The sequence below is a fragment of the Pseudomonas sp. 21LCFQ010 genome (assembly GCF_024129905.1).
Lineage (GTDB): Bacteria > Pseudomonadota > Gammaproteobacteria > Pseudomonadales > Pseudomonadaceae > Aquipseudomonas.
In genome coordinates, this window is record NZ_JAMYDZ010000050.1 from 1 (window position 1) to 10,528 (window position 10,528).

The 10,528-nt window shown below is 59.9% G+C and carries 10 protein-coding genes and 2 pseudogenes; 5 read left to right on the top strand and 7 right to left on the bottom strand.

Translation table 11 applies throughout. The annotated features are described in order from the left end of the window. Positions 1–856, bottom strand: an 856-nt coding sequence (locus NJC38_RS28640) for a transposase (RefSeq protein ID WP_253118145.1), incomplete at its 3' end; no start/stop codon positions are given. A 14-nt stretch (positions 857–870) separates the two neighbouring features. Here NJC38_RS28640 and NJC38_RS28645 point away from each other — a divergent pair. Next, a pseudogene (locus NJC38_RS28645) lies at positions 871–957 on the top strand (IS200/IS605 family transposase); the annotation flags it as partial. A gap of 267 nt (positions 958–1,224) precedes the next feature. Here NJC38_RS28645 and NJC38_RS28650 read toward each other — a convergent pair. Beyond that, positions 1,225–1,746, bottom strand: coding sequence for a GNAT family N-acetyltransferase (locus NJC38_RS28650; protein ID WP_253118146.1), 522 nt, complete (start codon positions 1,744–1,746; stop codon positions 1,225–1,227). 90 nt (positions 1,747–1,836) lie between these two features. Here NJC38_RS28650 and NJC38_RS28655 point away from each other — a divergent pair, with 90 nt between their 5' ends. Then, positions 1,837–2,415 (top strand): helix-turn-helix transcriptional regulator, encoded by a 579-nt coding sequence (locus tag NJC38_RS28655; protein WP_253118147.1) that lies wholly within the window; start codon positions 1,837–1,839, stop codon positions 2,413–2,415. Positions 2,416–2,442: 27 nt separating this feature from the next. Here NJC38_RS28655 and NJC38_RS28660 read toward each other — a convergent pair whose 3' ends face one another. From NJC38_RS28660 to NJC38_RS28680, 5 genes are all read right to left on the bottom strand, one after another. Next, entirely contained in the window at positions 2,443–3,321 is an 879-nt protein-coding gene (locus tag NJC38_RS28660; protein ID WP_253118148.1) for a DMT family transporter, read from the bottom strand. A 155-nt stretch (positions 3,322–3,476) separates the two neighbouring features. Continuing rightward, positions 3,477–3,818: a hypothetical protein gene (locus tag NJC38_RS28665; RefSeq protein ID WP_045490728.1), complete on the bottom strand. Its 342-nt coding sequence runs from the start codon at positions 3,816–3,818 to the stop codon at positions 3,477–3,479. A gap of 140 nt (positions 3,819–3,958) precedes the next feature. Next, positions 3,959–5,284, bottom strand: a complete 1,326-nt coding sequence (locus NJC38_RS28670) for an FAD-binding oxidoreductase (protein WP_253118149.1) — start codon at positions 5,282–5,284, stop codon at positions 3,959–3,961. Between the two features lie 19 nt (positions 5,285–5,303). Further along, complete coding sequence (locus NJC38_RS28675; RefSeq protein WP_253118150.1) at positions 5,304–6,197, bottom strand: dihydrodipicolinate synthase family protein; 894 nt, start codon at positions 6,195–6,197, stop codon at positions 5,304–5,306. A gap of 254 nt (positions 6,198–6,451) precedes the next feature. Beyond that, positions 6,452–7,441: a LysR family transcriptional regulator gene (locus NJC38_RS28680; protein WP_253118151.1), complete on the bottom strand. Its 990-nt coding sequence runs from the start codon at positions 7,439–7,441 to the stop codon at positions 6,452–6,454. 216 nt (positions 7,442–7,657) lie between these two features. Between NJC38_RS28680 and NJC38_RS28685 the strand changes: the two genes are divergently transcribed. The 3 genes and pseudogenes from NJC38_RS28685 to NJC38_RS28695 all read left to right on the top strand — a co-directional run. Then, positions 7,658–8,890, top strand: coding sequence for an aromatic ring-hydroxylating dioxygenase subunit alpha (locus tag NJC38_RS28685; protein ID WP_045490720.1), 1,233 nt, complete (start codon positions 7,658–7,660; stop codon positions 8,888–8,890). Positions 8,891–9,136: 246 nt separating this feature from the next. Next, complete coding sequence (gene proV / locus NJC38_RS28690; RefSeq protein WP_045490718.1) at positions 9,137–10,309, top strand: glycine betaine/L-proline ABC transporter ATP-binding protein ProV; 1,173 nt, start codon at positions 9,137–9,139, stop codon at positions 10,307–10,309. Positions 10,310–10,337: 28 nt separating this feature from the next. Beyond that, positions 10,338–10,528: pseudogene (locus NJC38_RS28695) on the top strand (glycine/betaine ABC transporter permease); the annotation flags it as partial.

Consider the following 10,528-nt stretch of genomic DNA (forward strand, 5'->3'; position numbering starts at 1 on the left):
CCTCTGCCGTGCCTGCCGCCGACCTGGACATATTGCGTACCTGCAAGTCCTCGATACACACCATCGCGTGGTTTTGGCTGATCGTGGTGGAGCACTTGTGCAGGTAGTCGCGGCGGGCATTGCCGATTCGGGAATGAATGCGCTGGACGCAGGCTTTCGCCTTCTTCCAGTTGCGGCTGAATTTGACCTTGCGGCTCATCGCCTGCTGCGCTTTGCACAGCGCGGTTTCATGGCGTTTGAAGCTGTTCAGTGGTGCGTAGAACGAACCATCCGAAAGCGTGGCGAAGCGGGCAATGCCCATGTCGATGCCGACTGCCGCACCCTGTGCCGTGGGCTGCTCATCGATCTCGCGTTCGGTCTGGATACTCACGAACCACTTGCCACACGACTGGCTCACGGTGATGTTCTTCACAGTACCCAGCGTCTCGCGGCTGTTGCGGTAGCGCAGCCAGCCCAGCTTGGGCAGAAACAGGCGACTGTTGGTCTGGTCGAGCTTGATCTGTTTCGGGTCGGGATAGCGGAAACTGTCGCGCTGCCCCTTCTTCTTGAACCGGGGAAAATCGGCTCGCTTGGCGAAGAAATTGGTGTAGGCCCGCTCCAGATTCTTGAGGCTCTGTTGCAATGGGTGAACCGGCGCATCGGCCAGCCATGCGGTTTGCGGGCTATTGCGCCACTCGGTCAGCAACTTGCACAGGCCCGCATAGCCGAGCTTGTTCTCGCCTTGCTCGTGGCGTTGCTTCTGCAACGCCAGCGCCTTGTTGAAGACGAAGCGACAGGAGCCCGCAAAGCGGCGCATTTGCCGCTCCTGCTGGCCGTCTGGCATGAGTTCGTACTTGAAGGCTTGAAATCGTTGCATGCTGCTCTTGAGCCATGAGCAATGAAGACGACATTAGGCGCGGACGGCACGGTGTTTTCAAGGTGCATGACCATGGGGTCTTTGTAACGAAATACCGCCGTATAAGGGCATCTGTGTCGCCGTATTACGTCGCATCATCCTGTGGCTGTGCATCCATCGAACAGCAGCAGACACCCCACGGCAACCAGGGACGGCTACGCCGTCCGCGCTATCCTTCCCCGCCCTGAACGGCGGGGCTTGTCGCGCCCCGATGGTCAAGGCGCACACTGGTTATACGCTGCAGAAGTATCGGCATGACCTTCGGCCAATGGCGCCAACAGGCACGTCGGTATGCCGCCATGTACGTTTTTTCGCTAGTCCAAACAGCATCAATCCTCGTTCGGCACCAGCGGCGTATCCAGCACCTTCTGGTAAAACACCAGATCCAGCCACTGGCCAAACTTGTAAGCCGCCTCGCGGATCACTCCGCTGCGTTCAAAGCCCATCCGCTCATGCAAGTGAATGCTCGCCTGGTTACCCAGGTCGATACCGCCAACCAGCGTATGCACACCGCGTGAGCGTGCCTGTTCGATCAGGCTGCCCAACAGGTATTTACCCAACCCGGCACCGCGATGATCCGGGTGGATGTACACCGAGTGTTCGACGCTGTACTTGTACGCGGCGCGGGTGCGGAAGGTGCCGTAGGTGGCAAAGCCCAGCAGTTGACCTTGCTCGCCTTGCACACCGATGACCGGAAAGTTGCCGGCGCGCTTGGTTTCGAACCACGCCTTCATGACGCTGATATCCCAGGGCTGGTAGTCGTAGAGCGCAGTAGAATGGCGAATTTCGTGGTTGAAGATGTCCAGGATGGCCTGCGCATGGTGCTGTTCTGTGCAATCGATCATTTGCATTTATGACGCTTCCCGGCTAAAACACAATTAGAGACGATTCGTATCCTATAGTGGATTTTAAATCATGAGAAGCCAAACCGAGACGCCAAGATGACGGCCAGCCCACCCAGCATTGATGATCTGATCGCCCGGCGTATTGCTCAACTGCGCACGCAACAACGGCTGAGCCTGGCGCAATTGGCAGAACGTTCCGGCGTCAGCAAGGCGATGATTTCCAAAATCGAACGCCTGGAAAGCAGCCCCACCGCCGTGGTGCTGGGCAAGCTGGCCGCCGGGCTGGGCATAGCCCTGACCGAATTGCTGGCCGACGACACGCCCGATGATGCATCGCGGCTAAGGCGGCGCGACGAGCAGGAAACCTGGCGCGATCCGTCCACCGGCTATCTGCGCCGACAGGTAGCGGAGCTCGATGAGGCCAGCGGCAGTGAACTGGTCGAGATCGACCTGCCGGCCGGCAGCCGCATCGACTATCCGCGCTGGCAGGCCAATGCGTATCGGCAGCGGCTATGGCTGCTGGAAGGTGAACTGCAGGTCACCTATGGCGAGCAGGTCTATCAATTGCAAAGCGGTGATCACCTGGATTTCGCGGTGGATCAGCCGGTGAGCTTTGTAGCGTCTGATGCTCGGGGCTGCCGGTATTTGCTGAATATTCTGCATGCTCGGACCTGAGGCCGGCCCGGCAAGTGGCGCAGACCATCATCTTTTGCCACTCTTGAACGCCAGCATCCCGCCCAGCACGACCATGATCGATCCACCCACGACCCACCTGTCCGGCACTTCGGCAAAAGCGAACACGCCCACCAGAGTGGCAAACACCAGCAAGGAGTAGTTGAACGGTTGCAGGGTCGAGGCTTCGGCGTATTTAAGCGACTGGATGAGTAGCAGTTGCGCGCTGACGCCAGTGACGCACAGCACGCCGATCAGGCTCCACTGCACAGGGCTGGGTTCAACCCAGTTGGCCAGGCCGAAACCGCTGGAGGCCAGCGCGCCGACCACGCCCATGTACAGGGTGTTGGTCGCAAAACTGTCAGTGCCGCCGATCTTGCGGCTGAGCACGTTGAACACCGCAAAACACAACGCCGCGGCCAGCGGGATCAGCCCGGCCAGATCAAAGGCAGCAGCGCCAGGGCGCAGAATCACCAGGGTGCCGGCAAAGCCGATCACCGCCGCGACGATCTGGCGGCGGCTGACCCGCTCGCGCAGGAAGATCACCGCAAGGGCGATGGCCAGTAGCGGGAATACTGCATACAACGCATGAGTTTCCGCCAGGCCCAGGTAGCGCAGGGCCAGGGCAAACAGGGCCAGTTCAATAACGCCCAGCAGACTGCGCAGTATCTGAAAGCCCCGATGGCTGCTGCGGGCGGCCACCCGCAGCCCACCTTGTCGCCAGGCCAGCACCAGTGCCAGCAGCACGAAGACCCAATAACGCATCATCACCAGTTGCGCAGCGGGCAGGTCGCGGATCAGCAGCTTGGTAATACCGTCCTGGCTGGCGAAGATCAGCATCGATAACAGGCACAGGGCAATCCCCAGGCGGGTGCGGTTGACAGGCGGGTTGTCAGCGGTGGTGAGCATGAGGGTGGCTGCATCCAGTCGAAAGATGCCGCAGGTATAAGCCAGGCAACGGATAGCCAATTGTCTATGGCGGACATCGGACGCAATCAGGTATGCGCAGGTCGTTTCCGACGATCTGGCAGGCCGGGCGGTTGTCCGGCCCGGCCTGCTGTCGGTCAGTCTTCAGCCACCAGGTAGGTGCTGACCATCATCCGTGCCGGGCGAGCGGCCACGTAACCGAGGATCGCCGCGACCATGGCGTTGCCCTTGGACTCGTCGCCCAGCACGCACAGCGCCGCCAGCGCCATGGCAAAGCCGATGCCGACAAAGCGCAGCAGGACATTGCGATTCACCGAACGCACGCTGTCGCCGAGAAACTTGTAGGCCGGCAAGTACGCCAGGCTGATCAGGACCCCGATCAGCAGCGCGTTTATCAGGTACTGGATATTGAAGACACTGATGATCGCCACAATCATCAGCCATGCGTACAGACTCTCGATTACGTTGTGTCTGGACATCGACGCCTCCTGATCCCTGGTAGGGCTGTTGCCCACCCTCGTGTGGAAGAGCCCCCGTTGCGGGGGCTCATGATTCAGGTTAGGCGCTGTATGGCAAATGGGCCAATGGCCGATGACCGATTTTACCGGCCACGACCGCCCTACTCCCGTCCGGCGCGCCACTCGCGCAGGCGCAGGTTGGCCTTGGCACCGATGCTCAATAGCGGCTGGGGCGGCAGTTTCTTCGGCTGCTCGTAACCGCTGAGGATCTGCACCATCCGCGAATCCAGACCCAGCACATTCTCTGCCGCCGCAATACCGGCCGCGGTGGATTTCGACGCACCCAGGCCGTTGCAGGCTATGGCGGCGTACAAGCCGTTTTCGACCTCGCCAAACACCGGCACGCTGTTGACGGTCAGCGCCATCGGCCCACCCCAGCGGTATTGCATCTGCACATCCGGCAGGCCCGCAAAGCGTGTGGCGAACTTCTGGTCGTGGACCCTGCCCGCCGCGCGAATGTGCCTTTCGCTGATTTCCAGCCCCGCGTGGTACGAATACCGCGAGCGAATCAGCAGCCGGTCGCCCTGCTCGCTGCTGATCCGCCGCACCGTGGTGCCCATCGGCAAGGCTGGTGTGGCGGCCCAGTCACGCTGGCCACTGAGGCGCTTGGGATCGAACGGTTCGCTCAGCGACGCGTAGGTGAACACGTGCAGCAACGTGCCCTTGAACAACCCGAAGCTCTCGGCATGACCGTTGTTGGCCAGAATGATCTTGCCAGCGCTGACCGTGCCTTGCGGGGTCTTCAATTGCCAGGTGCTGCCGGTCTTCTCGAAACGCTGCACCGGGGTATTCTCGTACACGCTCACCGGCGCGCGCAGCCCATCGGCCACCGCCCGGATATACGCTGCCGGCTGAACCATCACGGTGCCAGGCATGAACAGCCCTGAGGTGTACATCGGGCAGCCGGTGACCTCATGGATCTGGTCGCCGTCGAGAATGCGGTGCGCCTCGCCCAGGCCGTCGAGCTGTCTGGCGTAGCTGCGGATGTGCTCATCGCCCTTGGCGCTGATCGCCACGCTGTAGCGACCGCAGCGGTCGAGAACCTCACGTCCCCAGCCAAACTCGTCGGCCATGTCGGTGGCCAGCCCAATGGCCGTGCGGTACAGGAAAATGTCGCGCCGGGCGCGCTCGGTGGAGGTGTCACCGAAGTCTTCGGAACTGACTTCGTGAGGCAGGTCGATGATGAACCCCGAGTTGCGCCCGGTGGCGCCCTCGCCGACCACACCGGCTTCCAGCACCGCGACCTTGAGGGTCGGGTCCAGTTGTGACAGGCGCCGGGCGGCAGACAGGCCAGCAAAGCCGGCGCCGATGATCGCCACATCGACACTGACCACGCTGCTCAACGACGGAGCCGGCTTGCGCTGCGCGAGCATGGCGACCCAGCCCGACAGGCTGTTGTGCTTGGGAAACTTCGATGCCACGTACATAGCTGCTGCTCCGCGACGGTCAGGCCAGGCTGGTTTCATAAGCGGCCAGCGGTGCGACCACCGCCTGCAGGTGCTGCAGCTTGTCGGCCGACAAACGGGCCAGCGGACGGCGCGGGTTACCAGCGGCGTAACCGGTGATTTCGGCGGCGGCATACACCGACTGCACATAATCACCCTGCCAGATCAGCGACATGACCGGCTCCAGCTCACGCCAGATTTCCCGCGCGCGGTCCCATTGTTTTTCCAGCGCAGCATTGACCAGCGCCACACAGGTGCGCGGCGCAATATTGGCTCCGCCCCAGATCAGCCCGGCCGCACCGGCATATAGCGCGAAGGGCACCAGCGGGTCAGCACCGTTCATGGTCGGCAGACCGGTGCGGATCAGCGCCGCCTGGGCCGCCAGGTCACCGCTGCTGTCCTTGACCGAGACAAAGTTGGGGATTTCGCTCAGTTGTTTGAACAGCGAAGGCGTCACTTCCACACCCACCGCCTGTGGCACGTTGTAGCCAATGATCGGCAGCCCGGCCTCACTGACGGTGGAGTAGAAATCGATAATGCCCTGGTCATCGGTCGGGCCTTCGAAAAACGGCGGCAAGACCATCACGCCATTAGCGCCGACGCTGGCCGCGTGCCGGGTGCGCTCGACCACCTCGTCAGCCAGCAATGCGGAGGTCTGGGCAATGATGCGGGCACGGCCATTGATGACCCTGGCGCCAAACGCTACCAGTTCCTTGGACTCATCCTTGCTCAGATACACATGCATGCCGGTACCGGAACTAAGCACGAAACCCTGAATACCTGCCGCGAGATAGCGCTCGATCAGTTGCTCGAAACGGGCATAGTCAATCTTGCCCTGGGCATCGAATGGAGTGGTGATGGCCAGGTTGATACCGGAAAACTGGAATGCAGACATTGAGTCGCGCCTCTTGTTGTTCGTGATGTCGTTGCAGGTCAGCCAAAACCAGGCCGCAGGCAGCCAGCAGACGCTGTCGAGAGATCGACAATGCCCGTTGCAAACCTGGTGGCTGAGCCTCGATAACGCAGGTGAGGAAGTTGCAAATAACCCCGCTTCAGCAAGTAAATGGCCTGCGCGGGCTGAGTTAAAGAGTAATTACGAACAGCAGAGGGTTACAGCGACATTTATGCCCATCAATTGATGAGCTGGCGTTATGCATTGGCTTCAATAAACTCGTCTGGCCTATCACTGGCGAACTGTTCCAGCAGCCAGTCGCGTAACAGGCAACAACTGAGGTCGCGGCTTTTGGCCTCGTTGAAACTCAGGTAATGCCGGGTTTCACGGTGCACCAATTGTTCAGCCACCGGGCGCACCAGCAGGCCCTTTTGCAGATACGGCTCGACCAGATAGTTCCAGCCCAGGGCCACGCCCTGATGGGCCAGGGCCAACTGGATCAGCAGGTTGTAGTCGTTGGAGTTGAAGTAATGCGGCGCATCGCTGGCGCGGGTCTTGATATCGATGCTCTGGTAGGCGAACCACACGCCCCAGTCGACATGTTCGGCAATCTGCGAACGGCCGAACGGACTGAGGTTTAACAGCGCGCCATCGCGAATGCCGGTCAGGCTGCGCAGTTGCGGGTGTTGTTCAAGGTATTGCGGGGTGCACACCGGGTAGATGACATCACAGACCAGCGGCTGGCTGTGATAGCCCTCGTGGGTCTTGGCGATCTTGCAGATGATGATGTCCGGGTTGACGCCGTTCTCCATCACCAGAAAGTTCTGGGTCACCACCAGGTTGATGTCGATTTCCGGGTAAGCCTCGAAAAACGCCGGCAAGCGTGGACCGAGCCAGAAATTGGCAAAGGCCGAAGAACAACACAGCGTTACCACCTGCTTGGGGTTCTCGCTGCTGCGAATGCGGTCAGCGGCCTGGGAAATATTGGTAAACGACAACTGCACCGCATCGAAGAAAATCGCCCCGGCTGCGGTGAGTTCCACGGTGCGCCCGGCGCGATTGAACAGTGCGGCGCCCAGGTGTTCTTCCAGCTCGCGGATCTGTCGGCTGATCGCCGCCTGGGTCACGCACAGCGCCTCGGCGGCACGGGTAAAACTCTGATACTTGGCCGCTGCCACAAAGGCTTTGACCGCCCGCAGGGAGGGCATTTTGATCAGTGCCTGATCGGGCTCGGTGTGTTTGACCATAACCTTAGGTAATCAATTGACTATAGAAAAATTTGATTTTTATACCTGATGCCTCGTCCTAGACTGATCGCAAGCAGCAGCGATAGCAGCGCAAGATTTCGCCAGAGCCTAGCTCAATTACCTGAAACCTTGAACAGATTAATTCAGGAATCCGCCCTGCGTGCAATAAACGGCCCACGCAATAAGAGCCTCAGCTTATTTGGAGTGCACATAATAATGTCCCGCATCAACGCTGTATTAGACCTGATCAAACAACGCAAGGCGCAACATGCACTCCCTGGTGCGGTTTATAACGACCCGGCTGTTTATGAGCAGGATCTTGAGCAAATCTGGCACCGTGAATGGATCTTTGCCGGGCATACCTTCGAATTGGAAAAACCCGGCCAGTACCTGACCCTGCAGATTGGCAACTATCCGATCGTGGTCATTCGCGGCAAAGATGGCGAAATCCGGGCCTTCCATAACGCCTGTCGCCATCGCGGCTCGAAGGTCTGCACCGAGGCCAAGGGCAAGGTCGCCAAAATGGTCTGCCCCTATCACAAGTGGACCTTCGAGCTGGACGGCAAGCTGCTGTACGCCGGCCACATGGGCCCGGACTTCAACGCGGCCGATCACCATTTGAACCCGGCGCACTGCGAGGTGGTGCACAGCTATATCTATGTATGCGTGGCCAAGGTCGCGCCGGATTTCGAAAAATTCCGCAGTGCCGTTTCGCCGTTCATTGGCCCGCACTACCTGGAAGACTGCAAGGTCGCTTTCGAAGCCAGTCTGGTGGAAAAAGGCAACTGGAAGCTGGTCTTCGAAAACAACCGCGAGTGCTACCACTGCGACGGCACCCACCCGGAACTGCTCAACTCTTTCGTTGAGAACGTTTCGGTCCAGGGTCTGGGCGGCGAAGAGGATCTGGAACTGGCCGAACACTGGAACACCTGTGAAGCCGCAGGCCTGGCCAGCCGGATCAATATGGACCCCAATGGCCAGTTCCGCATGACCCGCATTCCGCTCAATCATGGCGCCAGCAGCTACACCATGGACGGCAAACCGGCCGTGGCCCGGCGCCTGGATCGCAGTGGGGTGAACAACATCGGTGCGCTGCTGTACTTCAACTACCCCTCCACCTGGAACCACTTCCTGGGTGACCACGCGCTGAGCTTCCGGGTGCTGCCGCTGGGGCCTGGTGAGACCGTGGTGACCACCAAATGGCTGGTGCCCAAAGACGCCGTGGAGGGTGTGGACTACGAGATCGAGCGGTTGACCAAAGTCTGGATGGCGACCAATGACCAGGATCGCATGTTGGTGGAAGGCGCGCAGGTCGGCGTGACCTCCCCGGCTTATCAGCCCGGCCCGTATTCGCCCTTGGTGGAAAACGGCGTCTGCCAGTTCGTCGACTGGTACAGCGAACTGATGATCCGCCGCCTGAGCGAAGCGGGTAACAACCGTATCGTCTGAGCCATACCTAAGCCGCTCCTACGGGCGATGAGACGATTGGAATCAGGCAATAACGCATCACCCAATAACTACAATATTACCCCCGGTGCGTAGCCGCGAAGGGATCCACTTCCCTTACAACAGAAGTATCTGCGTACCGAACTGACTCACGTTCAATTTGAACGGACTGCCAATTTACCTGAGTGTGCGAAAGGATCTTCCTGCGCATGTTTGATTAATTGGTCATAACGATAACAAGAGGGTCGTATGAGCCAAGCGGACGAAATTCTTTCGGTCAACAATATATTCAAGGTGTTCGGTCCCAACCCGAACATGGCCATGGACATGCTGCGCCAGGGCGCCGACAAGAATGAGATTTTCAACAAGACCGGCCACGTGGTCGGGGTCTTCGATGCCAGCTTTTCAGTCAAGCGTGGCGAGATCTTCGTGATCATGGGCCTGTCCGGCTCGGGCAAGTCGACCATGGTGCGGCTGTTCAACCGGCTGATCGAACCCACCTCCGGCAGCATTCATCTCAACGGCAAGGAAATCACCGGGCTGTCGGACAAGGACCTGCTTAACGTGCGCCGCAAGGACATGGGCATGGTGTTTCAATCCTTTGCCCTGATGCCGCACATGAGCGTGCTGGAAAACACCGCCTTCGGCCTGGAAATTTCCGGCGTATCCGAGCAAGAGCGCCATGCCCGGGCCAGTGAAGCGCTGCGTCAGGTGGGCCTGGCCGGTCACGAATACAGTTACCCGCATCAACTGTCGGGCGGTATGCAACAACGGGTCGGCCTGGCCCGCGCGCTGGCCAACGACCCGGCGATCCTGCTGATGGACGAGGCCTTCTCGGCCCTCGACCCGTTGATTCGTCACGAGATGCAGGGTGAACTGATCCGCCTGCAGGCCGAGCAGCAACGCACCATCATTTTCATCTCTCATGACATCGAAGAAGCCATTCGGATCGGCCACCGCATCGCGATCATGGAAGGCGGTCGGGTGGTGCAGATCGGCACCCCGCAAGAGCTGATCAATCAGCCGGCCAACGACTACGTACGGACCTTTTTCAAGGGCTTCGACAGCTCGCGGGTGCTCAAGGCCGGTGACGTGGCGAAATTCGATCCGGCCAGCGTGTGCAAGGTCAACGGCAAAGCCGCCCAATTCAGCAGCGGCGGTTCGTACGGTTATCTGGTGGACGAGAAAGGCCAGTTACTTGGCGTCGTCGATATCGATGCCTCGGGCGCGGTAAGCCCCCACGTTGCCGGTTCCAGCCATGACCAGCACAAGCAGAACCCGGTGTACACCGACACCCCGCTGCACGAAGTGCTCGGCATCGTCGCCCGCCTGCCCTACCCGGTTCCGGTACTGGACCGTGGCGGTGCGTTCAAGGGCACGATTTCCAAGACCCTGTTGCTCCAGACCCTGAGCCGCGACTAAGCGCCCACGCCAAAAAGAGGTAGCCCCCATGTCCGAATTCAGCCTTCTCGATCCATTCCAGTCGATCACCATTCCCTTGGGTGACTGGGTAGAAGCCGCTCTCAATTACCTGGTACAAAACTTCCGCGAAGTGTTCCGTGCCATCCGTTGGCCCATCGACCAGGTGCTCAACGGCACCGAATACATCCTGCAAAGCATCCCGCCGAGCATCGGCATCCT

Coding starts and splice junctions, on each gene's coding strand:
- NJC38_RS28660 (WP_253118148.1), bottom strand. CDS start 3,321: ATGCTCACCACCGCTGACAACCCGCCTGTCAACCGCACCCGCCTGGGG.
- NJC38_RS28680 (WP_253118151.1), bottom strand. CDS start 7,441: ATGGTCAAACACACCGAGCCCGATCAGGCACTGATCAAAATGCCCTCC.
- NJC38_RS28655 (WP_253118147.1), top strand. CDS start 1,837: ATGACGGCCAGCCCACCCAGCATTGATGATCTGATCGCCCGGCGTATT.
- NJC38_RS28670 (WP_253118149.1), bottom strand. CDS start 5,284: ATGTACGTGGCATCGAAGTTTCCCAAGCACAACAGCCTGTCGGGCTGG.
- NJC38_RS28665 (WP_045490728.1), bottom strand. CDS start 3,818: ATGTCCAGACACAACGTAATCGAGAGTCTGTACGCATGGCTGATGATT.
- NJC38_RS28675 (WP_253118150.1), bottom strand. CDS start 6,197: ATGTCTGCATTCCAGTTTTCCGGTATCAACCTGGCCATCACCACTCCA.
- NJC38_RS28650 (WP_253118146.1), bottom strand. CDS start 1,746: ATGCAAATGATCGATTGCACAGAACAGCACCATGCGCAGGCCATCCTG.
- NJC38_RS28685 (WP_045490720.1), top strand. CDS start 7,658: ATGTCCCGCATCAACGCTGTATTAGACCTGATCAAACAACGCAAGGCG.
- proV (WP_045490718.1), top strand. CDS start 9,137: ATGAGCCAAGCGGACGAAATTCTTTCGGTCAACAATATATTCAAGGTG.